The sequence below is a fragment of the Mycolicibacterium palauense genome (assembly GCF_002592005.1).
Lineage (GTDB): Bacteria > Actinomycetota > Actinomycetes > Mycobacteriales > Mycobacteriaceae > Mycobacterium > Mycobacterium palauense.
This window is the reverse complement of sequence record NZ_NVQF01000065.1, coordinates 1-25884: the sequence shown is the minus strand read 5'-3', so window position 1 is coordinate 25884 and position 25884 is coordinate 1. Positions and strand designations below refer to the sequence as shown.

Here is a 25884-nt window from a genome sequence, read left to right as displayed (position 1 = left end):
TCGGTGCGCCGCGGTGTGTGGGCATCCACCGCGGGCCCGGGCTGTGGAAGCAGACCGAGATCTCCAGGAGATGAGGGCAGATGACGGAGAAGATCGCCACCACCGACGGCGGACAACCGGTACCCAGCGTCGAACATTCCTTGTCGGTCGGGCCGGACGGTCCGATCCTGCTGCAGGATCACTACCTGATCGAGCAGATGGCCAACTTCAACCGGGAGCGCATTCCCGAGCGCCAACCGCACGCCAAGGGCGGTGGCGCGTTCGGCACCTTCGAGGTGACCGACGATGTCAGCGCCTACACCAAGGCCGCGTTCCTGGCGCCCGGCGCCAAAACCGAGATGGTGGTGCGGTTCTCGACGGTGGCCGGCGAGCGGGGCAGCCCCGACACCTGGCGTGACCCGCGCGGATTCGCGCTGAAGTTCTACACGTCGGAGGGCAACTTCGACATGGTCGGCAACAACACCCCGGTGTTCTTCGTGCGGGACCCGATGAAGTTCCAGAACTTCATCCGCAGCCAGAAACGGATGGCCGCCACCAACCTGCGCGACCACCACATGCAGTGGGACTTCTGGACGCTGTCGCCCGAGTCGGCCCACCAGGTCACCTGGTTGATGGGCGACCGGGGCATCCCGAAGACGTGGCGGCACATGAACGGCTACTCCAGCCACACCTACAGCTGGATCAACGCCGAGGGCCGGATGTTCTGGGTGAAGTACCACTTCAAGACCGATCAGGGCATCGACTTCCTCACCCAGGAGGACGCCGATCGCCTGGCCGGCGAGGACGGCGACTACCACCAGCGTGATCTCTACGACTCGATCGACGGTGGCGACTTCCCGAGCTGGACGCTCAAGGTGCAGATCATGCCCTTCGAGGATGCCAAGACCTATCGGATCAACCCGTTCGACCTGACCAAGATCTGGCCACACGCCGACTACCCGCTGATCGACGTCGGGAAGATGACGCTGAACCGCAACGTCGAGGACTATCACACCCAGATCGAGCAGGCGGCCTTCGAGCCGAACAACATCGTGCCGGGCACGGGACTGAGCCCGGACAAGATGCTGCTGGCCCGCGGCTTCTCCTACGCCGACGCGCACCGTGCCCGGCTGGGAGTCAACTACAAGCAGATCCCGGTCAACGAGCCGCACACCGAGGTCAACGCGTACTCCAAGGACGGTGCGATGCGCATCCGCAACGCGACGGACCCGGTGTACACGCCGAACTCGATGGGCGGTCCCGTCGTCGACGATCCCAGACGGGTGGCCGAGGCGCACTGGACCGCCGACGGCGACATGGTCCGCACCGCCTACACACTGCGCGCCGATGACGACGACTGGAGCCAGGCCGGCGCCATGGTGCGTGAGGTGCTCGACGACGCGGCCCGGGATCGGCTGGCCCACAACATCATCGGCCACGTCTCCAAGGGTGTGCGCGAGCCGGTGCTCTCCCGGGTGTTCGAGTACTGGCGCAACGTCGACCCCGACCTGGGCAAGAAGGTGGAGGAGGGCGTGCGCGCCAACAACGGGTGAACCCGGGCCGCGTGGGTCAGCGGGGTGTGGCGCCCGGGTAGGGCAACAGCGCCATCTCGCGGGCGGTCTTGATCGCGGTGGCGACCTGCCGTTGCTGTTGCACGGTCAGACCGGTCACCGACCGTGAGCGGATCTTGCCGCGGTCGGAGATGAACACCCGCAGCGTGGCGGTGTCCTTGTAGTCGACCGCCGCCAGCCCGAGGCCGGCCAGCAGATTCCGCTTCTTCCTGGGCTGCGTCCGGTCCGGTGAGCTCCGGATCCGCCTGGCGCTCACCAGCTTGCCTTCCGCACCCCGGGTAGGGCGCCGTCGTGGGCGAGCTCGCGGACCCGCACCCGGGACAGTCCGAACTTGCGTAGATGGCCGCGGGGCCGACCGTCGACGGCGTCGCGGTTGCGCACCCGCACCGGGCTGGCGTCGCGGGGTTGGCGGGCCAGTTCGGCCAGGGCGGCGCTGCGTTGCCCGTCGGTGCTGGTCGGGGCGGCGATGATGCGTTTGAGCTCGGCGCGCCGCTCGGCGTAGCGTGCGACGACGGCGCGGCGTTGCTCGTTCTTGGCGATCTTGGACTTCTTGGCCATCGGCTCAGCGCTCCTCTCGAAACTGGACGTGACGGCGGACGACGGGGTCGTACTTGCGCAACGTCAGGCGGTCCGGATCGTTGCGGCGGTTCTTGCGGGTGACATAGGTGTAGCCGGTCCCGGCGCTCGACTTCAGCCGAACCACCCGGCGGATCTCGTTGCGCGCCATCAGATCTTCTGTCCCTCCCGGCGCAGGCGTGCGACCACGGCCTCGATGCCGTCGCGGTCGATGACCTTGATCCCACGTGCGCTCACGCGCAGCCTGACCCGGCGGCCCTCGGAGGGCAGGTAGTAGGTCTTGCGCTGGACGTTGGGCGACCATCGGCGGCGGGTGCGCCGGTGGGAGTGCGACACCGAGTTCCCGAATCCCGGGGAGCGTCCGGTGACTTGGCAGTGTGTGGACACCACGACTCCTTATTGAAAATGATTTTCGACAATGGCGAGTCTGAACTGTAGCGTGTGCGCCGGACTATTGAAAATCGTTCTCATTAAGAGGTGGTCGATGCGTACTCCGGTGGTGCTCGTGGCGGGGCAGGGCGACGGCGATGCGGTTGCTCGCCGCCTGACCTGGGAGTCCGGCACCGTGCTGGTCGAACATCGGATGGACGGCCACGTGGTGATGCGCTCGGTGACGAGCCTGCACGGGGGTGTCACCGCCACCGCCAGCACACCGCTGGAGCTCGCCCACGGCTGCGTGTCCTGCACCATCCGCAACGACCTGTTGACCCTGTTGCGGATGCTGCACCGCCGCCCCGAGGTCAGCCGCATCGTGGTGCGCCTGGCCCCCTGGATGGAACCCGAACCCGTCTGCTTCGCGATCAATCATGTGCGGGTAGCCCTTGGACCCGGCCCTGAAGGCACAGCCGGCCGTGACGTCGTGATCGCCGGGGTGGTGACGTGCCTGCGGGCCGATACCTGGCTGGCCCAGGCGCTCGGTGACGACGACCTCGACGACGGTCGCACCGTTGCCCAGGTCGTCGTGGGCCAGGCCGAGTTCGCCGACGTCGTCGTGTTGGACTTCGCCGAGCCCCGGACTCTTGCCGTGCTTCGCCGGCTGGTGCCGCGTGCGCGGATCACCGTCGGCACCGACCGCGTCGAGATGGCGCTGGCCCATCTGGAGCCCGACTCGCGCCGCGGCCGCTGCGATGACCCCCATGCGCCGCTGCTGGCCGGGTCCCCGCCGCTGGAGACCGACGGTCGGGTCGGGCTCGTGGAATTCGTCGCGCGCCGGCCGTTTCACCCGCAACGCCTGCACGACGCCGTCGATCTCCTGCTGACCGGGGTGGTGCGCAGCAAGGGCAGGCTGTGGCTGGCGAACCAGCCCCGCCGGGTGATGTGGCTGGAGTCGGCCGGGGGCGGGTTGCGGGTCAGCCAGGCGGGCACGTGGCTGGCGTCGATGTCCGCCACCGAGGTGGCCTACGTCAACCCCGAACGACGTGCCTTCGCCGGCCTGCTGTGGGACTACCACCACGGCGACCGGCACAGCTCCCTGGTGGCGCTGGTCTGCGGCGCCGACCGCGACGAGCTGCACGAGGGCCTGACCGGGGCCCTGCTCACCGACGCCGAGCTGGCCAGGCCGGACCGGTGGAGCGGCTATCCCGACCCCTTCGGGGAATGGCACGAGGATCCGTGCTCCGGGGATCTCGAGCCCTCCGACCCGGCGGGCTCAGCCGGTGGTGCCGAACACGCCTGAACCTCGTGCGGTCCGCTCAACCCCGTTAACAAGCAACGGGTTTCATGCAGGCATACCCACCGCCGGGCTTCGCTGGCATGATCGTGGTGACTGACGGCACCCGGAGAGGAGTACCACCTCCATGAGCATCGAAGTCGTGTACACCGCCGAATCCACCGCCAGCGGCGGCGGGCGCGACGGTCACGTCAAGTCCGACGACGGCCGCATCGACATGGATACCCGCCCCCCTAAGGAGGCCGGCGGCAGCGGCCAGGGCGTCAACCCCGAGATGCTGTTCTCGGCCGGCTACGCCGCCTGCTTCCTGGGGGCGCTGCGGCTGGTGGCCCGCAACGAGAAGATCCACCTCGACGACGCCAGCGGCATGACCTGCCGGGTCGGTTTCGGCAAGGACGACGACGGTGGCTTCGGCATCAACGCGCACATGATCGGGTATCTGCCCGGTCTGGAGCAGGACGTCGCCGACGACCTGATGGCCAAGGCGCACCAGGTGTGCCCGTATTCGAAGGCGACCCGCGGCAACATCGAGGTCGCGCTGTCGGCCAGGGTGCTCTGACCCGTGCGGTACGCAGTCGCGGGGGCGTTGTCGGCCGCCGCACTCTCGGCGGCACTGGGGGCGGCCCTGGCGACCGTCGCGCCGGCGGTGCCCGCCCGGGCGGTCCCCTCCGATCCCGGGGTGGTCAACTACGCGGTGCTGGGCAAGGGGTCGGTGTCCAACATCGTCGGCGCCCCGATGGGCGTCGAGACGTTGTTCACGCGTCCGTTCCAGGCGTACTGGGTCGACGTCCCGGTCTGCAACAACTGGGCCGACATCGGGCTGCCGGAGGTCTACAACGACCCCGACCTGGCCTCGTTCAACGGAGCGACCACCCAGACCTCGCCCACCGACGAGACCCACTTCGTCAAGCAGGCGGTCGGGGTGTTCGCGACGGCGGCGGCCGCCGAAGCCGCCTACCACCGGGTGGTCGACCGCACCGTCGGCTGTTCGGGGCAGACGGCGACCATGCACCTGTCCAACGGCACCAACCAGGTGTGGACGTTCACCGGCGGACCGCCCGGGCCCGCCGACGCCGGGTGGGTCAAGCAGGAGGCCGGCACCGACCGCCGCTGCTTCACCCAGACCCGGTTGCGGGAGAACGTTCTGCTGCAAGCGAAAGTGTGCCAGTCCGGTAACGGCGGCCCGGCGGTGAACGTCCTGGCCGGGGCCATGCAGAACACACTCGGGCAATAACGGGGCGGTACATCCGCCCCCGACGGGGTACTCCCGTCATTCCCGTGTCACACAATTTCGCTGGGAGTTTGTCGGTGGCCTCACCCAAGATGGTCCTATGACGTTCGCCGTCACCACCAAGACCGAACGTGACCTGACCGGTTCGGCCGAGGCCGCGCTGCACGTCGCGGGGGCCAGCCTCACCGACGGGTCCCACGGCCGGGTCGGTCTGGAGATCGAGGCCCACTGCGTCGACCCGGCCGACCCGCGGCGGCGTCCGGGATGGAGCGAACTGACCTCGCTGATCGACGCGCTGCCTCCGCTGCCCGGGGGCAGCGCGGTCACCGTCGAACCCGGCGGCGCGCTGGAGCTGTCCGGCCCGCCCGCCGAGGGTGCGCCGGCGGCGATCGCCGCGATGACCGCCGACCGCGCGGTACTGCGCGCCGAGGTCGAACGGGCCGGGCTGGCCCTGCTCGATCTGGGGGCCGACCCGCTGCGACCGCCGCGCCGGGTCAATCCGGGGCCGCGCTACCGCGCGATGGAACGGTTCTTCGAGGCCAGCGGGACGGGCGTACCCGGCGCGGCGATGATGACCTCCACGGCCTCCGTCCAGATCAACATCGACGCCGGCCCCCGCGACGGCTGGGCCCAGCGGGTGCGCCTGGCGCACGCCCTGGGACCCACCATGATCGCGGTCGCCGCCAACTCGCCCATGCTGGCCGGGTGCTTCACCGGGTGGCTCTCCAGCCGTCAGCAGGTCTGGGGTCAGCTGGATTCGGCCCGCTGCGGGCCGGTGCTGACCGCCAGCGACGACGACCCGTCCACCGACTGGGCGCGCTACGCCCTGAAGGCGCCGGTGATGCTGGTGAACCGGGCCGGGCCGGAGCCCGGCAGCGAACCGGTGCTCGACTGGGTGCCGTTCGCGGACTGGGCCGACGGGCTCATGCTGCTCGACGGCCGCCGTCCCACCGTCGAGGATCTCGACTACCACCTGACCACGTTGTTCCCGCCGGTGCGTCCCCGTCGCTGGCTGGAGATCCGGTATCTGGACGCCGTCCCCGAATCGCTCTGGCCCGCAATCGTTTTCACCGTGGTCACCCTGCTGGATCATCCGCAGGCCGCGGATGTGGCCGCAGAGATCGTCGCCCCGGTCGCCCACGCCTGGGATCTCGCGGCCCGGGTGGGTCTGGGCGATTCCCGGCTGTTCCGGGCCGCCACCCGGTGTGTGGAGATGGCCGCCGCGCTGGCCCCGGACTCCCTCGCCGAGCCGATGGGGCTGCTGGCCGAGATGGTGGCACGGGGGCGGTGCCCGGCCGACGACTTCGCCGACCTCGCGGTGCGCCACGGCGTCGCCGGGGCGGTCGGCGCACTCACGAAAGGGGAGCTGTGAGCACACGCCAGGGCCTTGCCGACGAACTGGCCCGCGCGCGTCAGCGGACACTGCGGTTGGTCGACTTCGACGACGACGAGTTGCGTCGTCAGTACGACCCGCTGATGAGTCCGCTGGTGTGGGACCTCGCCCACATCGGTCAGCAGGAGGAACTCTGGCTGCTGCGCGGCGGCAACCCCGAGGCGCCGGGCCTGCTCGATCCGGCCGTCGAGGGTCTCTACGACGCGTTCGTGCACAACCGCGCCAGCCGCGTCGACCTGCCGCTGATGTCGCCCGCACAGGCCCACACCTACCTGCGCACGGTGCGCGATCGGGCGCTGGACAGTCTGGACGGATTGCCCGACGAGGATCCCGGGTTCTCCTTCGCGCTGGTGGTCAGCCACGAAAACCAGCACGACGAGACCATGTTGCAGGCGCTGAACCTGCGCTCGGGCACGCCGCTGCTCGGCGCGGGCGAGGCCCTGCCCGGCGGACGCCGCGATGTCGCCGGCACCTCGGTGCCCATCCCGGGCGGGCCCTTCGTCCTCGGGGTCGACGCCGCCGACGAGCCGTCCTCCCTGGACAACGAGCGGCCCGCCCACGTCGTGGACGTTCCCGGCTTCCGCATCGGCACCGTGCCGGTCACCAACGCCGAATGGCAGCAGTTCGTCGACGACGGCGGCTACCAGCGCCCGCAGTGGTGGTCGGCGCGCGGCTGGGAACACCGCCGGCAGGCCGGGCTGTCGGCCCCGCAGTTCTGGAACACCGGCGAGCTGGCGGGCACCCGGACACGGTTCGGCCACGTCGAGGCGGTGCCCGCCGACGAGCCGGTGCAGCATGTCGGCTTCTTCGAGGCCCAGGCGTATGCGGCGTGGGCCGGCGCCCGGTTGCCCACCGAGATCGAGTGGGAGAAGGCGTGCGCGTGGGATCCCGACCTCGGGTGCCGGCGCCGCTATCCCTGGGGGTCGGCCCCGCCCACCGACGAGCGGGCGAACCTGGGCGGCGACGCGCTGCGGCCCGCCCCGGTCGGGGCCTACCCGGGGGGCGCGTCGGCCTACGGCGCCGAACAGATGCTCGGCGACGTGTGGGAGTGGACGACGTCCCCGCTGCGCCCGTGGCCCGGGTTCACGCCGATGGTCTACGAGCGCTACAGCGCCCCGTTCTTCGACGGCGACTACCGGGTGCTGCGGGGCGGCTCGTGGGCCGTGAGCGCCGACATCCTGCGGCCGAGTTTCCGTAACTGGGACCATCCGATCCGGCGGCAGATCTTCTCCGGTGTCCGCCTGGCCTGGGATCTCTGATGTGCCGGCATCTGGGATGGCTCGGCGCACCGGTGTCGGTGGCCGAACTCATGCTCGAACCGCCCAGCGCGCTGCTGGTGCAGTCCTACGCCCCGCGGCGCCAGAAGCACGGGCTGCTCAACGCCGACGGCTGGGGTGTCGGCTTCTTCGACGACGAGGGCGTCGCGCGCCGGTGGCGCAGCGCCACGCCGTTGTGGGGTGACGCGTCGTTCGCCTCGATCGCGCCGGTGCTGCACAGCCGTTGTGTGGTCGGCGCGGTCCGTTCGGCCACCATCGGTATGCCGCTGGAGGCCGCGGCCACGGCACCGTTCACCGACGGGCACTGGCTGCTGTCGCACAACGGCATCGTCGACCGCGGGGTGCTTCCCGCGACGAAGACGGCGGAATCGGTGGTCGACAGTGCCCTGCTGGCCGCGCTGATCTTCGACCGTGGGCTCGACGAGCTGGGCGCGACGATCGCCGAGGTCGGTGCCGCGGACCCGAACGCCCGGCTGAACATCGTTGCTGCCAACGGTTCTCGGCTGCTGGGCACCACCTGGGGCGACACCCTGTCGGTGTTGCAGCGCCCCGACGGGGTGGTGCTGGCCAGCGAACCCTACGACGACCATCCCGACTGGCGCGACGTTCCCGACCGGCACCTGGTCGAGGTGCGCAACGGCCGGGTGCACCTGACCGCCCTGAAAGGAGCACCGTGACCCCGAGCTTCTCCGGCTTGCTGACCAACCACCTGCCCGCCGACCACGCGGCCCGCGAACTGCGCAACGACGTCCGCGACGGGTTGTCCCAGACGCCGAAATCGCTTCCACCGAAATGGTTCTACGACGCCACCGGCAGTGAGCTGTTCGACGAGATCACCCGGCTTCCCGAGTACTACCCCACCCGGGCGGAGGCCGCGATCCTGGCCGAGCACGCCGCCGGGATCGCCGAGGCCAGCGGGGCCGACACCCTGGTGGAGCTGGGCAGCGGGACCTCGGACAAGACCCGGATGTTGTTGGACGCGCTGCGCGACCGCGGCCGGTTGCAGCGGTTCGTGCCGTTCGACGTCGACGCCAGCGTGCTGCGCAGCGCCGGCGCCGCGCTGCAGAGTGAGTACCCGGGCCTGCAGATCGACGCGGTCTGCGGCGACTTCGAGCGCCACCTCGGCGAGCTCCCCACCGGCGGGCGGCGGCTGATCGCCTTCCTGGGCTCGACCATCGGCAACCTGACACCCGGCCCGCGCGCGGCGTTCCTGTCCTCCCTGGCGGAGGTGATGCGGCCCGGCGACACGCTGCTGCTGGGCACCGACCTGGTCAAGGACACCGGGCGGCTGCTGCGCGCCTACGACGACGCGGCCGGGGTGACGGCGCGGTTCAACCGCAACGTGCTGGCCGTCATCAACCGCGAGCTCGGCGGCGACTTCGACCCGGACGCCTTCGCCCACGTGGCGAAGTGGAACCCCGACGAGTCCCGGATCGAGATGTGGTTGCGCGCCCACGGCGCCCAACGGGTGCGCATCGAGGGGCTGGGGCTGCAGGTGGACTTCGCCGACGGGGAGGAGATGCTCACCGAGGTGTCGTGCAAGTTCCGTCCCCAGGACGTCGGCGCGGAACTGGCCGCCGCCGGGCTGACCCGGACCCACTGGTGGACCGATCCCGACGGGGATTTCGGGTTGTCAATGGCCGTCCGGTGATCACCGACGACGACCTGAGCGTCGCCTGGCGGGCGGCGCGTCCCCCGGTGGCCGGCGTCCACCTCGATTCGGCGGCCTGCTCCCGGCAGGGCAACGCCGCGATCGACGCGGCGGCGGCCCACGCCCGGCACGAGGCCGAGGTCGGCGGGTATGTCGCCGCCGAGGCCGCCGCCCCCGCGCTGAACGCGGGCCGGGCCGCGGTCGCCGCGCTGACGGCATTGGCGCCGGGCGAGGTGGTGTTCACCACCGGCTCCGGGCATGCGCTGGACCTGCTGCTGGGATCGTGGCCGGCCGAGCGGTCGCTGGCCTGCGTGCCGGGGGAGTTCGGGCCCAACCTGGCGACGATGGCCGCGCACGGGTTCCGGGTCCACGCGCTGCCCGTCGACGAGCTGGGACGGGTGCGGACCGCCGAACTGGCCGCGTTCCTGCAGCGGGATCGGCCGGCCCTGGTCCATCTGACCGGGGTCGCCAGCCACCGCGGCGTGGCCCAGCCGGTGGCCGAGACCGCCGAGGTCTGCCGCGCCGCCGGCGTGCCGATGGTGCTCGACGCCGCGCAGGCCCTCGGCCAGATCGACTGCGCGGTCGGCGCCGACGCCGTCTACTCGTCGTCGCGGAAATGGATGGCGGGGCCACGCGGCGTCGGCTTCCTGGCGGTCCGCGACACCCTGGCGCAGCGGCTGGTCCGGCGCATCCCCCCGGCCGACTGGGACGTGCCGTTCGGCGTGCTGGCCAGTTTCGAGCACGTCGAGGCCAACCTGGCCGCGCGCGTCGGGTACTCGGTGGCGCTCGGCGAGTACGTCGCCGCCGGCCCGGAACGGATGCGGGCGCGGCTGAGCATGATCGGCGCGGCGACCCGGTCGCGGCTCGACGGAGTGGCGGGCTGGCGGGTGTGCGAACCCGCCGACGCGCCGACGGCGATCACGACGCTGAGCCCGCCCCCGGGTGTCGACCCGGCCCGGGTGCGGTCCTGGCTGATCGCCGAGCGGCGGATCGTCACGACGGTCGCCGAGGTCGCCCGGGCGCCGTTCGAGCTGACCGCGCCGGTGTTGCGCGTCGCGCCGCACGTCGACGTCACCGCCGCGGACCTCGACGCGCTGGCCGACGCCCTGGCCGGCGCCCTGGCCGAGGCACCGCTCGGCGATAACTGATCGGCGGCCGCGCCCCCGGTCCGGCGGCGCAGGAGTCGACCGGCCCAGGGCCGGGTACCCGCGTTTCCGGGTGGGATCACCGACGGGGCGTCGGGCCCCGGGACCACCTTTACGGGGGTACGTATGCGTGATTGCGTCAAATTTGCCAGACTTTCACTTTGTGAGCACCGACGCCGTTGACGAGCTGCTCGACCGTGCCGTGCACGGACCGGCAGCGCTTGTGGTGGAGGGCGAATCCGGCATCGGCAAGACCACCCTGCTGCTCGACGCACTCGACCGCGCGCGGGCCCGCGGCTTCGCCGTGTTGTCCGCGCACGGCGTCTCACCGGAGGTCTCGCTGGCGTTCGCGGCCGTTTCGGACCTGCTCGACTGCGTCGACGCGGAGGTCCTGGCGTCCCTGCCCGAGCCGCAGCGTCTGGCGCTGGAACGGGCCAGGACCGGAACGGCGGACGGGCCGCCCACGGCCGAACGGGTCACCGCCGCCGGTTTCCTGACGGTGCTGCGCATTCTGACCGCGTCCTCCCCGGTGCTGCTGGCGGTCGACGACGCCCAATGGCTGGATCCGGCGACGCGGGCGGTCCTGGCCTATGTCGGGCGCCGGCTGACCGGCAAGGTCGCGGTGCTGGCCACGGTGCGCACCGGTGAGCCCGACTCCGCCGCGCTGAGCTGGTTGGAGCTGCCGCGGCCGGAGATGGTGGTCCGCGACGTTCTGCGTCCGATGTCGCGGGGCAGGCTGCACTCCCTGATCTCGTCGCGTCTGGGTCGCGCGCTGACCAAGCCCGAGATCACCCGAATCCACGCCGTCTCCGGCGGCAACCCCTTCTACGCGCTGGAGCTGGCCCGGACCGCCGACACCGCGGATCTGCCCGACACCCTGGCCGCCCTGGTGGCGCGGCGGATCCGGGCGCTCGACGACGACGTGCTCGCGGTTCTGCTCCTCGTCGCCCTGGCCGGCGACGCCACCACCGAGCTGCTGGCCGAGGCCACCGGCCGACCCGCCCCGCAGATCCTGGCGCTTCTCGAGTGCGCCGAGGAACACGGCGTCGTCGTGATCGAGGGCCACCACGTCCGGTTCGACCACCCGCTGCTGGCTGCCGGGGTGTCCGCCAACGCCGGGCCCGCTGCCCGGCGGGCCGCGCACCAGGCCCTCGCAGGCGCGGTGACCCAGCCGGAACTGCAGGCCAGGCACCTCGCGCTGGGCAGCGTGGCCGGCGACGCCGCCACGTTGGCCGCGCTGGATGCCGCCGCGGTGGCCGCCCGCGAACAGGGCGCCCCGGCCAGCGCCGCGGAGCTGGTGGAACTGGCCATCGGCCGCGGCGGCGACACCCCCGAGCGCCGGTTGCTCGCCGCCGGCCACCACTTCGCCGCCGGCGCCACCGAGCGGGCCCGGGCCCTGCTGGAGCCCGCGCTCGCGGAGATCCCCGCCGGGATGCTGCGGACCCAGGCGCTGATCCTGCAGGCCAGCGTCAACGCCTACACCGGCGGCTTCATGGCGGCCGAGGAGGGCGCCCGGGAGGCGCTGGCCGACGTCCGTGGCAATCCCGCGATGGAGGTGGGGCTGCGGCTCATGCTGGCCGTCGCGCAGATGAACGACGCCCGCAATGACGAGGCCGAGGAGAACCTCGCCGTCGCCGGCGACTGCGCGGAGCAGCTGGGCATCGACTCGGTGACCAGTCAGGTGCTCAGCCTGACCATCGTGCTGAACTTCCTGCGGTGCCGCGGCAGCGACCCGCAGGCCCGGCTGCGTGCCCTGGAGCTGGAATCCGGCTCCCCGGATGTGCCGATCATGCTGCGGGCCACCTTCAACGAGGCCCAGCTGCGCGCCTGGGAGGGCGACCTCGACGAGGCGCAGCGCCTGATCGAGCAGGTGCGCAAGACCTGCCTGGCCTGGGGCGCGGAGACCGATCTGCTCTACATCACGCCCTGCCGGATGCTGATCGCCCTGTTCCGCGGCGACCTCGTCGAGGTGGCCGCCGTCGCCGACGAGGCGCTGGAACGCGCCGAGCAGCTCGGCGGCGAGAACGCGCTGTCGAACGCCCTGACCCAGCAGACCCTGGTGGCGGCCTGCGCGGGGCGCGTCGAGGACGCCCGGCGCTCCGGCGCCGAGGCGCTGTCGGCCGCGGAACGCTCCGGGCTGTGGCGGTCCGGCAAGTGGCCCCGCATGTTGCTGGCGTTCCTGGAGGTCTCGCTGGGGCGTCACGCCGAGGCGCTGCACGACCTCGAGCCCCTGATCGCCGACTTCCCGGCCGACCCCTGCACCGAGATCGTGCGTGCCTGGTACGTGCCGGATGCGATCGAGGCGCTGATCGGTGTCGGCCGGACCGCCGAGGCCCGGATGTTCGTCGATGCCATGGTGGCCGACGGTGAGCGGCTCGACCGGCCCTGGATACGCATGGTCGGGGCCCGGGGACGCTCGATGCTGCTGGCCGCCGAGTCCGATCTCACCGGCGCCGAGAGGCTGGCCGAGCAGGCATTGGCCGAGGCGGAACGGGTGTCGATGCCCTTCGAGCGGGCCCGCACGCTGCTGCTGCTCGGCCAGCTCCAGCGCCGCCGCCGCCGTCGCGGGTCCGCGGCGGCGACCCTGGCCGCCGCCCAGCGTGAGTTCGAGCGCATCGGCATGGTGCTGTGGGCGCAGCGGGCCCGCGACGAGTTGAGCCGCACCGCGGCCCGGAGCGGCACCACCGCGTTCGGGTTGACCGCTGCCGAACGGCGGGTCGCCGAGCGGGCGGCCGCGGGGCTGTCGAACAAGGAGATCGCCGCCGAGCTGTTCATCGCCAGCAAGACCGTGGAGACGAACCTCAGCAGCGCCTACCGCAAGCTGGGCATCCGTTCCCGGGCGCAGCTCGCGCGGCGGCTGCGCGACGTCGACGCGGCCGGGGCGTCGGCCTGAGCTACCGACCATGAGCACCGAACGATCGGGGCGACCCCGTTGGGCGCCCGTCGGTAAACCCCAGGGATTTCCCTGATTTAGTACCCGGCCGTCAGCGTTTAGCGTCGAAGATGGTCCTTGCGGACTGGTGCGCCCTGCTGCGGAGGGGACAGCAGGGCGTATCCGCATGTCTGGGGCCGGGTCGCGTTGGGTGTGTCCTTGGGCACTATTTAGATAGGACCCTAACTATTAGGGTAGAGTCTAGTTGTGTCCTCAGTAAATGCCCTCGACGCCGATCCTCTGGCGCTGGAACAGCAGGTGTGCTTCGCGCTGGCGGTCACCAACCGCGCGGTGCTGGCCGTCTACCGTCCCCTGCTGGAGCCGCTGGGCCTCACGCATCCTCAGTACCTCGTGATGCTCGCGCTGTGGGATCACCAGCGCTCGGCCGACGCCGCCGAGCCGCTGTCGGTCAAGCAGATCGCCGCGACGCTGCAGATGGACTCGGCCACGCTCTCGCCGATGCTCAAGCGGTTGGAGACGATGGGCCTGCTCCACCGTCGCCGCAGCTCCCTTGATGAACGGGCCACCGAGGTGGTCCTCACCGAGGCGGGTGTCGCCCTGCGGGATCGTGCGGTGGCGATTCCCGGTGCGGTCGTCGAACGCCTCGGCGTCGAATTGGCCGAACTCGAACGGCTGCGTGACGTACTCACCCGGGTCAACACCGCGGCGCTGGCCGCCGGGGCGCTCCCCGAATCCCGCTAACAGATACGAACAGAACCGAGGAACATCATGAGCACCAAGATGAACCGCCCCGACCCGATCCGGTGGATCTGGTACGCCTACGGCGGCACCCTGCCCGACCGGTACCGCCAGTGGGTGCTGCACGACCTGACCGCGCCGAGCCGGTGGGCGCGCCAGCTGCTCCGGACGACGGCGGTGCTGGTGCCCTTCGTCATCGTCGGCCTGCTGCTGATGGGATCGAGCTGGATCGTCTGGACCGCCGCGCTGGGCGGCCTCGGGCTGGCGGTCGTCTATTCGATGTCCTATATCGACCAGTACGCCGAATACCGCTTGCGCAAGCACGGTTTCCCGCACGGCACCTTCCAGCGGATGATGGCCGAGGCGCACAGCGAGTCGACTGCCGACAAGCGCCGCAAGTACGACTCGATGTACCGGCCGGCCGGCGGGGCCTAGCTAGCCATCGGGCGACCGGGGCGGCCGAACCCGAAAATTGTTTGCCGGTCCGTCTAGTGTCGAATGTATGTTCGATAGGCTCGCCGACGCGGAAGTGATCGAATCGATCACCGCGTCGGCGCGCGCTGAGAACGCCGCTGGGGCGAGAAGACTGTTGGCCATCGCGGAGATGTACGCCCGTCGTCACCGCCGTGCCGACTCGCAGCGGCCCACCTGGCTGGTCGACCACCATGACGGGCTGGTCGCCGAGGTGGCTGCGGCCCTCGGGATCAGTCGGACCCGCGCGGCCAATGAGGTGCGTTTCGCGGTGGCCCTGCGTGAGCGGTTGCCCCGGGTCGCCCAACGCTACGCCGCAGGTGAGCTTGACTACCGGGTGGTCTCCACCGCGGTCACCCGTACCGAATTGATCGAGGATGCGGGGTTGTTGGCCAAGGTCGACGCGGCCCTGGGGCGCTACCTGGTCCACTGGGGTGCGCTGGCCGAGAAGAAGCTGATCGCCCGGATCGACTGGTGGGTGGCCAAGTTCGACCCGCCCGGGGTTCGTGAGCGCCCGGCCCCCGACTCCGACCGCTTCGTCGACATCGCTCCGACCAGTCCCGGCATGGCCAGCGTGGTGGCCGCGCTGCGCGCCGTCGACGCCGCAGTCCTGGATCGCACACTGGCAGCACAGGCCGCCGCGGTGTGCCCCGCCGATCCGCGCACCACCGGCCAACGCCGCGCCGACGCGTTGGCCGCGCTGGCCGCCGGCCAGGAGCTGTCCTGCCGTTGCGGGGCCCCCGACTGTGCGGCGAAGCCCGCCGGTGCTGCCGCGGCCTCGGTGGTGGTGCAGGTGCTGGCCGAACACGACACCGTCGTCGGCGCCGGCACCACCCCGGGGTTGGTGCCCGGGTTCGGTCCGGTCCCCGCCGAACAGGTCCGCGACTTGGCGCGGCTGGCCAAGACCGCGCTGCTGCAGCTGCCCTCATCGGTGGCCGAGGCGCACTACCGGCCATCCCAGGCCCTGGCGCAGTTCGTGCGCGCCCGCGATCTGACGTGCCGATTCCCCGGCTGTCACCAGCCCGCCGAGGTCTGCGACATCGACACCGTCGCCTACCCGGCCGGGCCCACCCACCCCTCCAATCTCAAACTGCTCTGCCGCCACCATCACCTGCTCAAGACTTTCTTCGGCGGCACGGCCGGCTGGACCGACACCCAGCTGCCCGACGGCACCGTCATCTGGTGCGCGCCCACCGGACACACCTACCGCACCACTCCCGAGGGTGCGTTCTACTTCCCCGTCCTGGGGACCCCGACCAGCGAGCCACCACGCAACACCGGCACCGCCACATCACATCCCACCAGCGGGCCCACCATGCCGACACGCAAACGCACCCGTGCCCAACAGCGCCGCGACCGCATCACCGACGAACGCCGCCGCAACGCCGAACGCATCGCCGACCGCGACCACCGCCGTGAGCACCGCTACGAATGGTTCACTCACCCACCCGAACCCACCGGTGACGAAGAGCCACCACCGTTCTGAGGGCTCGGGTTCGCCGTCGCCTGCACTGCCCGATCGGGTAGGGCCGGCACTGTCCGGTCGTGCCGAACTTCGCTGCCCAACGTCGGGTCTTGCTCGCGGGCTGTTCCCTGGATCACAGTGCGTGCCTAGCTTGAGGTGGCAACACCGTGTGCCCTTTTTAGAGAGGACGGCCGCCATGAAGGTCGAAGATCTGCTCAAGCCCTTCCCCATCAAGGAGTTTCACCCCTTCCCCCGCGCCATGATGGGGCCCGGCGCGCACGAGATGATCGGTCCGGAGGCCCTCAAGCTCGGCTTCAAGAAGACCCTGGTGATGACCTCGGGTCTGCGCGGCACCAACATCGTGCACAACCTGGTGGAGTCGCTGAAGTGGCACGGCCTGGAGGTCGTGCTCTACGACCAGGTGGAGTCCAATCCCAAGGACTACAACGTGATGGACTCCGTCACCCTCTACCAGGAGCACGGGTGCGACAGCTTCGTGTCCATCGGCGGCGGCTCCACCCATGACGCCTGCAAGGGCGCACGCATCTCCATCGCCCACGACGGCCGCAACGTCAACGACTTCGAGGGCTTCAACAAGAGCGAGAATCCGAAGAACCCCCCGCACATCGCGGTGTCGACCACCGCGGGCACTGGCTCGGAGACGTCGTGGGCCTACGTCATCACCGATACCACCACCGACCCGGACAACCCGCACAAGTACGTCGCCTTCGACGACGCCTCGGTGGCCACCCTGGCCGTCGACGACCCGGTGCTCTACTACGAATGCCCGGTGGACTACACCGCGCAGTGCGGCTTCGACGTGCTCGCGCACGCCTCCGAGCCCTACGTGTCGCGGCTGAACTTCGAGCCGTCGCTGGGCAACGCCATCCGGGCCATCAAACTGACCGCGGAGAACCTGCGCGAGGCCACCTGGAACGGCACCGACCTCAAGGGCCGCGAGGGCATGATGTATGCGCAATACATTGCCGCCCAAGCCTTCAACTCCGGCGGGCTGGGCATCATCCACTCCATCTCGCACGCCGTCAGCGCGTTCTACGACACTCACCACGGGCTCAACAACGCGATCGCGCTGCCCCGGGTGTGGGCGTTCAACATGCCGGTGGCCTATAAGCGGTTCGCCGACATCGCCGTGGCGATGGGCGTGGACACCTACGGCATGACCGACGTGCAGGCCGCCGACGCCGCGCTGGCCGCCGCCATCCGGCTGCTGCGCGACGTCAACATCATCGAGAAGTTCACCGACATCCACCAGGACTCGTACTCGAAGAACCGGCTCGGTCTGGGCCCGACGAAGTACTACGAGAACGCCAAGGTGATCAAGGGCGACCAGGAGGACGTCGACCGCATCACCAACCACGTCCTCGGCGACGCCTGCACCCCCGGCAACGCCAAGGAGTGCACGTTCGACACCGTCCGGCCCGTGGTCGACCACTGCATGAACGGTGACCTCGACGAACTGCTGCCCTGATGTTCTCCACCGTCGAAGAAGTGCGCACGGCGCTCGCCGGCGAGGGTTACATCGCCGGCGAGCACCTCGCCACCACCGTCTTCCTGCAGACCCGGCTCGACAAACCGCTGCTGATCGAGGGCCCCGCCGGGGTCGGCAAGACCGAGCTGGCCAAGGTGCTCGCCGCGGCCACCGGCCGCCGTCTGCTGCGGCTGCAGTGCTACGAGGGCCAGGACGAGACCAAGGCGCTCTACGAGTGGGACTACGGCAAACAGCTGCTCTACACCCAGATCCTGCGGGAGAAGATCGGCCAGCTCGTCGAGGACGCAGTCGACGTCGCCGAGGCGGTGGAGCGGATCGGCAGACAGGAGAGCGTGTTCTTCTCCGACCGGTTCCTGGCCCCCCGGCCGCTGCTGGAGGCGGTGCGTTCCGAGCAGCCGGTGGTGCTGCTGGTCGACGAGATCGACCGCGCCGACGAGGCATTGGAGGCCGTGCTGCTCGAACTGCTCGGCGAGTACCAGGTCTCGGTACCCGAGATCGGCACGTTCCGGGCCGTCCACGCGCCGTATGTGATCCTGACCTCCAACAACACCCGGGATCTGGCGGCGGCACTCAAACGCCGCTGCCTGCACCTGTTCCTCGACTATCCCTCGGCCGAGCGGGAATTGGAGATCGTGCGCTCCAAGCAGACCGGGCTGGGTGACGCGCTGGCCGCCCAACTCGTCGACATCGTGCGCGGCCTGCGCGAGCTGGACCTGCGCAAGGCGCCGAGCATCTCCGAGACCATCGACTGGGCCCGCACCCTGGCCGTGCTCGGCGTCGAGGAGCTGTCCTCAAAGGTCCTCTCCGACACCGTCTCGGTGGTGGTCAAGTACGACAAGGACGTCCGCAAGGCGCTCGACGCGCTGCCCCGGCTGGTCGACCCCAACGCGACCGTGCCGTCGTCCCTGCGCAACGGACACGACCACGGGCACGGCCACGGCCATGACCATGACCATGATCACGACCACGGACATGATCACGATCACGAGCACCGCGCGCCCACCGGCCCCGCGCATCCACACCCCGACGACGACGCCGCGGACGGCAAGGCCGCCCGCGCCGCCAAGGACCGGCCCGGGCGGTTCACCGACGGCTACTACGGCACCCCCAGCAAGACCGGATCGCTGGGCCGGCGCCGGGTCCTCTAGGCGCCTCGGATGGAAGCGACGCTGCACCGCTTCGTCCGCTACCTGCGCCTGGCCGGGGTGCGGATCTCGATCGCCGAAGCACTCGACGCCATGCGCTGCGCCGGCCAGCCCGGCGTCCTGTCCGACCGGGACCTGCTGCGCACCGCGCTGCGCGCCGCACTGGTCAAGGACCACCGCGACGACGCCGTGTTCGACGAGATCTTCGAGGCCTACTTCGCGCTGGTGCGCATCGGGGACGGCGGGCACGCCCACGGCCACGGCCACGCCCACGACGACCTCGTCGACACAGGGGAATTGGAGTCCTACACGCTCTCCGAGGAACCCAGCGACACCCCGCAGCAGGGCCACGAGCACGGCAAGCCGGCCGACATCCGGCAGTTCTTCGACCAGGAGAACCTCGCCCAGCGCTACAACCTGCACCAGGAGGCCAACAAGATCGACCTGGCCGCGCTCACCGACGAGATCGTGTTCTCCAAGGACAGCCCCGCCCAGGGGGAGTCGAGTTATCGGGTCGAGCTGCAGACCGACCGCCTGCACGGTGCCGGCGCCCCCGGCGCGCTGTCGCAGTCGAGTGGCACCAGCGTCGAGGCCGCGCTGACCATCGCCGAACAGGACGCCCTGCTGGACTGGCTCACCGCCGTCGACGACGCGGACGGGGCCGACGAGAACGACGCCGCCGCGCTGCGCCGCCGGCTGGCCGGGGTGCTGGAGAACCTGCCCCAGGCGCTCAAGCGGCACCTGGAGGCGTTGCTGGCCCTGGAGAACCGGATCGTGGAGACCCGTGAACTCCGGGAGGCGCGCGGATTCGGCGGTGACACCGCGGCCGAGCGGGAGCGCGCCGAACTGGAGGAATCGCTGCGGCGGCTGGCGCGTTCCCTGCACGGCGCGCTGACCCACCGGCGCCGCACCGCGGCCGCCGGACGCGTGGACCCGGGCCAGACCATGCGCCGCAACATGCGCTACGACGGGGTGCCCTTCGTTCCCGTCACCGTCCGGCGCGGCGAGGACCGGCCCCGCCTGGTGGTGCTCGCCGATGTCAGCCTCTCGGTGCGCGCGACCGCCCGTTTCACGTTGAACCTCGTGCACGGATTGCAGGACATGTTCACCCAGGTCCGCTCCTTCGCGTTCGTGGCCCGCGTCGCCGAGACCACCGAGCTGTTCCGCGACCACCCCGCCGACCGAGCCCTGGGCCTGATCTTCGGCGGCGACCTGCTCGACGTCGCCGCCAATTCCGACTACGGGGACGTGTTCGGCGAGTTCCTCGCCGAACACGTCTCGGCGGTCAGCCGGCGAACGACGCTGCTGGTGCTCGGCGATGGACGCAACAACGGCAACGACGCGAACCTGGCGGCCTTCGAGGAGATCACCCGACGCGCCCGCGAGACCATCTGGCTGACCCCGGAGCCCCGGTACTCCTGGGGTCTGGGCCGCTGCGACCTGCCCGCCTACGCCGAGTTCTGCGATCGCGTCCGCGTCGTGCGGGACCTGACCGGGCTGGACCGCACCGCCCAGGAGTTCGCGAGCACGGTGGTCGGCCGGTGAGCGGCGCAGTTCCCGGGATCGGGTTGGAGCCGTCTCCGGCGGGTCGTACGCTGGGCAGCGAGATGTTGTCCGGGTCACAGTCGGTGCGCCCGGCGCATGGCAGTCGAGGCGGACCCGTGGCGAAGTTGCACACCAGACCGGCACGGCAGGCGTCGGCGCTGCCGCTCGTGCCCGAGTATGCGCGCGGGGGGCCGGCCGCACCGCACGGCCGCCTGCTGAAGTTCCACGCCCCCGAGATCGTCTTCGGCGTCGAATCCATGGTCGAGGCCGCGCACGCCGCGCTGCGGCTGGGGGCGCTGCGTCCCTTCGTGGTCACCGATCCGGGTCTGATCGAGGCCGGCTGGGCCGACGAGATGGCGGGGCACCTCAGGGAGCAGGGGGTGACGGCGCGGCTGTGGAGCGAGCTGACACCCAACCCGAAGGACCACGAGATCGCCGCCGGCCACGAGCGCTACCGCGCCGAGAACTGCGACGTGGTGGTCGCCGTCGGCGGCGGCTCGGTCATCGACGCCGCCAAGGGGGTGGCGCTGCTGGCCGCCAACGGCGGCGACATCCTGTCCTACGAGGGCGTCGACAAGGCGGCGATGCCGATCCCGCCGCTGGTGGTGGTCCCGTCGACCTCGGGCACCGGCGCCGACGTCTCCCAGTTCTGCATCGTCACCGACACCACCCGCAACACCAAGATCACCATCCTGGGCCGGGCGCTGGTCCCCGACATCACCGTCATCGACCCGCGGCTGCTGACCACCATGCCGGAATGGCTCAACGCCGCGACCGGCCTCGACGCGCTCACCCACGGCATCGAGGCCTTCGTCTCGCTGGGACACAACCAGCTGACCGACCACCACGCGCTGCGGGCGGTCCGGATGGTCACCGACAATCTGGTGTGCACCATCGACCGGCCCCAGGACATGTCGGCCCGGGTGCTCATGGCCCAGGCCGCCCTCGAGGCCGGCCTGGCCTTCACCAACGCGATCCTGGGCGCCGCGCACGCGATGAGTCACCAGGTGGGCGGTCTGCTCGACCTGCCGCACGGCGTGATCAACGGTGTGCTGTTACCGCACGTCATCCGGTTCAACGCCGAGGCCGACCCGGAACCGTTCGGGGTGATCGCCGCCAGCCTGGGCATCGCCGACGCCGCCGCCCCGGCCGCCGAATCGGCGCTGGCCCTGGCCGACCGGATCGAGCGGCTGGCCGCCGACGTCGGCGTGCCCAGGGGGCTGGCCGAACTCGGCGTGCGCGACGAGGACGTGCCGCGGCTGGCGGCCACCGCACTGCGCGACGCCTGCATGTCCACCAACCCGCGGACCGCCGACGAGACGCAGATGCAGGCGCTGTTCCGGGCGGCGATGTGACCGCGGCGCCCGATCACGAACCGCCAGCGCTCCCCGACCTGGAGCGGCTTACCGGCGTACGCTCCGGGAAGAAGACGTTCTACCCCGAGTTCCGGGTCACCGCACAGCGTCTGGACCGGGTCCTCACCGCGCTGGACACCATCTCCCGGGCCCTCGTCCAGACGATCCACGGCCCGGAGAACCTGGTCCGCGCGGTCGCCGAGGCGGCCCGCGTACACCTCGACGCCGATTGGGTGCTCCTGGCGATGGCCGACGGGGCACTGCCGGAGGCCCGGCCCCGGCACCTGATCCTCGACGCCGACGGGGTGGAGTACGCCTTCGAGGGTCTCAGCGGGGCCAGGGATCCCGGTCCGCACCTGCCCGACGCGGTGCTCAACCGGCTCAACGACATTCTGCGCGGCCAGCTGGCGCAGTTCCGCCTGCCGGTGATGGAAAGCCGGCACGCTCACGTGCCCATCGAACTCAACGGCGGGGTGGTGGGCGCCTTCGCGGCGTGGACCCCGGATCACCGCACCCTCGACGCCACCGACGCGACCGTGATGCGCATCCTGGCCAGCCAGACGGCGGTCGCCCTGCAGAATTGCGCCCTGTACTCGAAATCGCTGTCCCTACTGGCGCAGTCGGAGGCGCACAACGCCGAACTGCTGGCCACCCAGCGCGAACTCGGTGCCGCCCACCGCCACCAGGCGCTCGATTCCGAGCGGCACCGCATCGCCCGGGAGCTGCACGACAGTGTGACCCAGACGGTGCTCTCGGCGGGCATGCAGATCGAGATGTGCCGCAGCGACGTGGCCGCCCTGCCCACCCGGCTGGACCTGGTGGACCGGCTCGACACCGCCAAGAACCTCACCCGCTCGGCGGTGGAGCAGCTGCGGTCGGCGATCTACGCCCTCAACCACGCCGGCGACGCCGAACGGTCCAGCCTGCCCGAGATGCTCGGCCAGCTGGCGACCGTGCACATGCCCGAGGACCTGCGGGTGTCGCTGCGCGTCAACGGCCCCGCCGTCGAGCTGCCGAGCGACGCCGAGCACGCGCTGCTGCGGATCGCCGGAGAGGCCCTGTTCAACACCGCCATGCACGGCAACGCGACCCGGGCCATCGTCCGGTTGTCCTACGGGCCCGACGCGGTCACCCTGTCCATCGCCGACGACGGAACCGGGGACCCGGACAAGCTGCGCCTGATGCTGCGCCTGACCGAGGCCGCCGACGTCGACGGCCATCATCGCGGCCTGGCGAACATGCGTGCGCGGGCCCGCGAGCACGGCGGCACCTTCGACGTGCGGCGGTCCCGGATCGGCGGGGTGCGGGTGATCGCCAGGATTCCCCGCCCGGCAGAAGGAGCTCAGCGATGACCCCACCGATCCGGCTGGTGCTCGTCGACGATCACGCGATCCTGCGCCAGGGACTGCGCTCGGTGCTCGAGCGCGAACACGACCTGGTGGTGGTCGGGGAGGCGTCCTCGGAGGCGGAGGCCGACGCGGTGGTCCGCGCGACCCGGCCCGACATCGTGCTGCTGGACCTGAAGCTCTCCGCCGGTTCGGAATTCGAGGGACTGTCGTTGTGCACCAGGCTCTCGGAGACCTACCCGGACACCGGCTTCCTGGTGCTCACCACGTTCCTCGACGACGACCTGGTGGTGCGCGCGGTGCACGCGGGTGCCCGCGGCTACGTGGTCAAGGACGTCGACACCACCGAGCTGGTCCGGGCCATCCGCGGGGTGTCCTCGGGCGGCAGCGCCTTCGACTCGCGCAGCGCCGCGGCGGTGGTCCGCTCGCTGTCGGGCCGCAACGAGCCGCGCCAGCAACTGACCGACCGCGAAGTGGAGGTGCTGCGCCTGCTGGCCGCGGGCCTGTCGAACAGCAAGATCGGTGAGAAGCTGTACATTTCGGCCACCACCGCGAAATTCCACGTCAGCAACATCATGCGCAAGCTGGAGGTGAGCCGGCGCGCCGAGGCGGTCTACGCGGCCAGCAAGCGCGGCCTGATCTGAGCGCTTAGCGCCGGAAAACCAGCCAGCCGCCGTGGTATTCGTGGACCGAGGCGCCGAGCCCGGGGTGGCGCTCCCGGGTCCGTTCGGCCAAGCGGTGCAGGATGTTCGGGTCGAACCGTTGCACGTGCCCGTAGCAGGCGCGAGGTTCCTCCTCGAACGGCACCGCGACCACCACACGGTGCCGCGCCAGCCGCAGCGCCTCGTCGAGGACCCGGTCGGCCAGGTCGGCGGGCAGGTGTTCGAGCAGGTGCAGTGCCGTGACGGTGTCGGCGCAGCCACCCGGCAGCGGCACGGCGGCGGCGTCGCAGCTCAGCGTGGCCAGCGGGCGGCGCAGGCACCGGCTGACCCGCGCCAGCAGATCCATCGTCGGGGCGCTGAGATCGGTTGCGGTCACATCGATCCCGCGCCGGCTCATCCGTAGCGGGAAGAACCCGAAACACGATCCCAGGTCCACCAGCACCGGGCCCCGCACCAGATCGGCGGCGTGCTCGTGAACGGGTGCGAAGGCGGTGGCGCCGCTTTCCAGTCTGGTCAGCGAGTTGCGGTAGAAACGAAGCCAGGACGGCAGCGGCCCGTCGACCGTCGAGCGCACCACCCCGGTGAAGACCTTCTCGAACTCGGGTTGCCCCTGCAGCGCACCGGTGTCGACCAGTTGTTCGGCCAGCGTCACCGCCAACTCGTCGCACAGCTCCTCGGGCGCCAGATCATGCAGCACCGTCACCGTGCGCCCGCGCCGCCGCACACAGAACCGGGGTGTGCAGACCGTGCCGGCGTCGGAGTGTGGGCGGTGCGGACCGACGCGGCGGCGCACCCGCACACCCCGGCCGCTCCAGGTGCCCGGTGGGGTCGGCGCCAGCGGGTCAAGGACCGGTAACTCCATACCGGTCAACGCTATTGACGGGTCCGCGCGCGCACGCGCCCCGATCGGGCGCGATCGAGGAGCCGTCCGGATGGGTCGGGGACTGCCCGTTCGGCGGGTTCCGGTGTGCCGCCGGGCGCCCTAGCGTGGAGCCGTCCCCGCGGCCGGCGGTGGTGAAGGAGGCGGAAATGGCCAGAACGGGTTGGTTCGAGACCGTGGCCGAGGCCCAGCGGCGCGCATCGCGGCGGCTGCCGCCGAGCGTGTACGCCGCGTTGGTCGCCGGATCGGAGAAGGGGATCACCGTCGGCGACAACCTGGCGTCGTTCGCCGAACTGGGCTTCGCCCCGCACGTGGCCGGACTGTCGGCCAAACGAGACCTGTCCACCACGGTGATGGGACAACCGATCTCGTTGCCGGTGTTCATCTCTCCCACCGGTGTGCAGGCCGTGCACCCCGACGGCGAGGTCGCCGTCGCGCGCGCCGCCGCGGCCCGGGGCACGGCGATGGGCCTGTCGTCCTTCGCGAGCAAACCCGTCGAGGAGGTGTGCGCCGCCAACCCGCAGACCTTCTTCCAGATGTACTGGACGGGTGGGCGTGACAAGCTGCTCGCCCGCATGGAGCGGGCCCGCGCCGCCGGCGCGGCGGGCCTGATCATCACCACCGACTGGTCCTTCTCCAACGGACGCGACTGGGGCAGTCCGGCGATCCCGGAGAAGATGGACCTCAAGGCGATGATGCGGTTCGCCCCGGAGGGGCTGCGCCGGCCGCGGTGGCTGCTGGACTTCGCGCGCACCGGGAAGGTGCCCGACCTGACCGCCCCGAACCTCGCCGACGGCGTTGCGGCGCCGACCTTCTTCGGCGCCTACGGCGAATGGATGCAGACGCCACTGCCCACCTGGGAGGACATCGCCTGGTTGCGTGAGCAGTGGGGTGGGCCGTTCATGCTCAAGGGCGTGATGCGGGTCGACGACGCCAGGCGCGCGGTCGACGCCGGGGTGACGGCGATCTCGGTGTCCAACCACGGCGGCAACAACCTCGACGGCACACCGGCGCCGATCCGGGCGCTGCCGGCGATCGCCCGGGCCGTCGGCGGGCAGGTCGAGATCGTTCTCGACGGCGGCATCCGGCGCGGCAGCGACGTCGTCAAGGCCGTCGCCCTGGGAGCGCGGGCGGTGATGATCGGCCGGGCGTACCTGTGGGGACTGGCCGCCGGCGGGCAGTCCGGTGTCGAGAACGTGCTCGACATCCTGCGCGGTGGAATCGATTCGGCGCTGCTGGGTCTCGGCCGTTCCTCGGTGGGGGACCTGAGCGTCGCCGATGTGCTGATGCCCGAGGGCTTCCGCCGCGACCTGGGTGTGTAGCCGGGCCCTGCTTCACCCACACCGCCTCACCCGCACCGCCTCACCCACACCGCCTCACCC

Annotated in this window: 25 protein-coding genes; 20 read left to right on the top strand and 5 right to left on the bottom strand. The window is 70.9% G+C overall.

The features are described from left to right. The first annotated feature begins 80 nt into the window (after positions 1–80). Positions 81–1532, top strand: coding sequence for a catalase (locus CSR00_RS21675; RefSeq protein WP_099024491.1), 1452 nt, complete (start codon positions 81–83; stop codon positions 1530–1532). A 16-nt stretch (positions 1533–1548) separates the two neighbouring features. On the opposite strand, the gene rpsR is transcribed toward CSR00_RS21675, so the two are convergent. From rpsR to rpmB, 4 genes are read right to left on the bottom strand one after another with little or no spacing between them, the layout of a single operon-like run. After that, entirely contained in the window at positions 1549–1791 is a 243-nt protein-coding gene (gene rpsR / locus CSR00_RS21670) for a 30S ribosomal protein S18 (RefSeq protein ID WP_099024505.1), read from the bottom strand. Positions 1792–1802: 11 nt separating this feature from the next. Further along, on the bottom strand, positions 1803–2108 hold the full coding sequence (gene rpsN / locus CSR00_RS21665) for a 30S ribosomal protein S14 (protein ID WP_099024490.1): 306 nt from the start codon (positions 2106–2108) through the stop codon (positions 1803–1805). Between the two features lie 4 nt (positions 2109–2112). Further along, positions 2113–2277, bottom strand: coding sequence for a 50S ribosomal protein L33 (gene rpmG, locus CSR00_RS21660; RefSeq protein ID WP_099024489.1), 165 nt, complete (start codon positions 2275–2277; stop codon positions 2113–2115). Beyond that, the gene (rpmB, locus tag CSR00_RS21655; RefSeq protein WP_099024504.1) at positions 2277–2513 is read right to left on the bottom strand and encodes a 50S ribosomal protein L28; all 237 of its coding nucleotides are present in this window, start codon (positions 2511–2513) and stop codon (positions 2277–2279) included. Before rpmB ends, rpmG begins: the two co-directional genes overlap by 1 nt. Before the next feature lie 97 nt (positions 2514–2610). On the opposite strand from rpmB, the gene mrf reads away from it, so the two are divergent. The 18 genes from mrf to CSR00_RS21565 all read left to right on the top strand — a co-directional run bounded on the left by mrf (position 2611) and on the right by CSR00_RS21565 (position 23604). After that, the gene (mrf, locus tag CSR00_RS21650; RefSeq protein WP_099024488.1) at positions 2611–3801 is read left to right on the top strand and encodes a ribosome hibernation factor-recruiting GTPase MRF; all 1191 of its coding nucleotides are present in this window, start codon (positions 2611–2613) and stop codon (positions 3799–3801) included. A 121-nt stretch (positions 3802–3922) separates the two neighbouring features. Then, positions 3923–4354: an organic hydroperoxide resistance protein gene (locus CSR00_RS21645; protein WP_099024487.1), complete on the top strand. Its 432-nt coding sequence runs from the start codon at positions 3923–3925 to the stop codon at positions 4352–4354. 54 nt (positions 4355–4408) lie between these two features. Beyond that, positions 4409–5029, top strand: a complete 621-nt coding sequence (locus CSR00_RS21640; RefSeq protein ID WP_407662497.1) for a sensor domain-containing protein — start codon at positions 4409–4411, stop codon at positions 5027–5029. A 97-nt stretch (positions 5030–5126) separates the two neighbouring features. Further along, the gene (gene egtA, locus CSR00_RS21635; protein WP_099024486.1) at positions 5127–6398 is read left to right on the top strand and encodes an ergothioneine biosynthesis glutamate--cysteine ligase EgtA; all 1272 of its coding nucleotides are present in this window, start codon (positions 5127–5129) and stop codon (positions 6396–6398) included. Beyond that, positions 6395–7678 (top strand): ergothioneine biosynthesis protein EgtB, encoded by a 1284-nt coding sequence (egtB, locus tag CSR00_RS21630; RefSeq protein WP_099024485.1) that lies wholly within the window; start codon positions 6395–6397, stop codon positions 7676–7678. Before egtA ends, egtB begins: the two co-directional genes overlap by 4 nt. Next, positions 7678–8373 carry an ergothioneine biosynthesis protein EgtC gene (egtC, locus tag CSR00_RS21625; RefSeq protein WP_099024484.1) on the top strand — a complete coding sequence of 232 codons (696 nt, stop codon included), beginning with the start codon at positions 7678–7680 and terminating at the stop codon, positions 8371–8373. The genes egtB and egtC overlap by 1 nt, the downstream gene beginning before the upstream one ends. After that, positions 8370–9347, top strand: a complete 978-nt coding sequence (egtD, locus tag CSR00_RS21620) for an L-histidine N(alpha)-methyltransferase (protein ID WP_099024483.1) — start codon at positions 8370–8372, stop codon at positions 9345–9347. Before egtC ends, egtD begins: the two co-directional genes overlap by 4 nt. Then, positions 9347–10495, top strand: coding sequence for an ergothioneine biosynthesis PLP-dependent enzyme EgtE (egtE, locus tag CSR00_RS21615; RefSeq protein WP_099024502.1), 1149 nt, complete (start codon positions 9347–9349; stop codon positions 10493–10495). The genes egtD and egtE overlap by 1 nt, the downstream gene beginning before the upstream one ends. Before the next feature lie 160 nt (positions 10496–10655). Then, on the top strand, positions 10656–13385 hold the full coding sequence (locus CSR00_RS21610) for an AAA family ATPase (protein WP_141564428.1): 2730 nt from the start codon (positions 10656–10658) through the stop codon (positions 13383–13385). A gap of 246 nt (positions 13386–13631) precedes the next feature. Further along, a complete protein-coding gene (locus CSR00_RS21605) occupies positions 13632–14126 on the top strand; it encodes a MarR family winged helix-turn-helix transcriptional regulator (protein WP_099024481.1) in 495 nt (164 codons plus the stop codon). Between the two features lie 27 nt (positions 14127–14153). After that, positions 14154–14558, top strand: coding sequence for a DUF5313 family protein (locus tag CSR00_RS21600; protein ID WP_099024480.1), 405 nt, complete (start codon positions 14154–14156; stop codon positions 14556–14558). Between the two features lie 67 nt (positions 14559–14625). Next, positions 14626–16080: an HNH endonuclease signature motif containing protein gene (locus tag CSR00_RS21595; RefSeq protein WP_099024479.1), complete on the top strand. Its 1455-nt coding sequence runs from the start codon at positions 14626–14628 to the stop codon at positions 16078–16080. Between the two features lie 175 nt (positions 16081–16255). Beyond that, positions 16256–17548, top strand: a complete 1293-nt coding sequence (gene mdo, locus CSR00_RS21590) for an NDMA-dependent methanol dehydrogenase (protein WP_099024478.1) — start codon at positions 16256–16258, stop codon at positions 17546–17548. Beyond that, on the top strand, positions 17548–18717 hold the full coding sequence (locus tag CSR00_RS21585; RefSeq protein ID WP_099024477.1) for an AAA family ATPase: 1170 nt from the start codon (positions 17548–17550) through the stop codon (positions 18715–18717). Before mdo ends, CSR00_RS21585 begins: the two co-directional genes overlap by 1 nt. A 9-nt stretch (positions 18718–18726) precedes the next feature. Next, entirely contained in the window at positions 18727–20259 is a 1533-nt protein-coding gene (locus CSR00_RS21580; RefSeq protein WP_099024476.1) for a VWA domain-containing protein, read from the top strand. 167 nt (positions 20260–20426) lie between these two features. After that, positions 20427–21614 (top strand): iron-containing alcohol dehydrogenase, encoded by a 1188-nt coding sequence (locus CSR00_RS21575; protein WP_456093791.1) that lies wholly within the window; start codon positions 20427–20429, stop codon positions 21612–21614. Beyond that, entirely contained in the window at positions 21611–22966 is a 1356-nt protein-coding gene (locus CSR00_RS21570) for a MadS family sensor histidine kinase (RefSeq protein ID WP_281259746.1), read from the top strand. Before CSR00_RS21575 ends, CSR00_RS21570 begins: the two co-directional genes overlap by 4 nt. Next, positions 22963–23604: a MadR family response regulator transcription factor gene (locus tag CSR00_RS21565; RefSeq protein WP_099024474.1), complete on the top strand. Its 642-nt coding sequence runs from the start codon at positions 22963–22965 to the stop codon at positions 23602–23604. The genes CSR00_RS21570 and CSR00_RS21565 overlap by 4 nt, the downstream gene beginning before the upstream one ends. A gap of 4 nt (positions 23605–23608) precedes the next feature. Here the strand turns inward: CSR00_RS21565 and mftM are convergent, their stop codons facing one another. Beyond that, complete coding sequence (gene mftM, locus CSR00_RS21560) at positions 23609–24484, bottom strand: mycofactocin oligosaccharide methyltransferase MftM (RefSeq protein WP_099024473.1); 876 nt, start codon at positions 24482–24484, stop codon at positions 23609–23611. A gap of 167 nt (positions 24485–24651) precedes the next feature. Between mftM and mftD the strand changes: the two genes are divergently transcribed. Then, complete coding sequence (gene mftD / locus CSR00_RS21555; protein WP_099024500.1) at positions 24652–25824, top strand: pre-mycofactocin synthase MftD; 1173 nt, start codon at positions 24652–24654, stop codon at positions 25822–25824. Positions 25825–25884 lie beyond the last annotated feature (60 nt).